Here is a 280-nt window from a genome sequence, read left to right on the forward strand (position 1 = left end):
CCTCAGTTTCTGCCATGGAAACCTCAGTTTCCGCCACGGAAACTTTTGTTTCTGCCACGGAAACTTTTGTTTCTGCCATGGAAACTTTTGTTTCTGCCATGGAAACCTCAGTTTCCGCCACGGAAACTTTTGTTTCTGCCACGGAAACTTTTGTTTCTGCCACGGAAACTTTTGTTTCCGCCACGGAAACCTCAGTTTCTGCCATGGAAACTTTTGTTTCCGCCACGGAAACTTTTGTTTCCGTGACTGCGAGCATTGTTAAAATTCCGGAACGACAACG

Annotated in this window: 1 protein-coding gene; it reads right to left on the bottom strand. The window is 46.1% G+C overall.

Annotation, left to right across the window (positions count from 1 at the left end; genetic code table 11):
* The coding region (locus EII41_RS13910; RefSeq protein ID WP_221620749.1) for a hypothetical protein at positions 1-205 on the bottom strand (205 nt) is incomplete at its 3' end.
* Positions 206-280: the final 75 nt, after the last annotated feature.

It is taken from the genome of Tannerella forsythia (assembly GCF_003860135.1).
Lineage (GTDB): Bacteria > Bacteroidota > Bacteroidia > Bacteroidales > Tannerellaceae > Tannerella > Tannerella forsythia_A.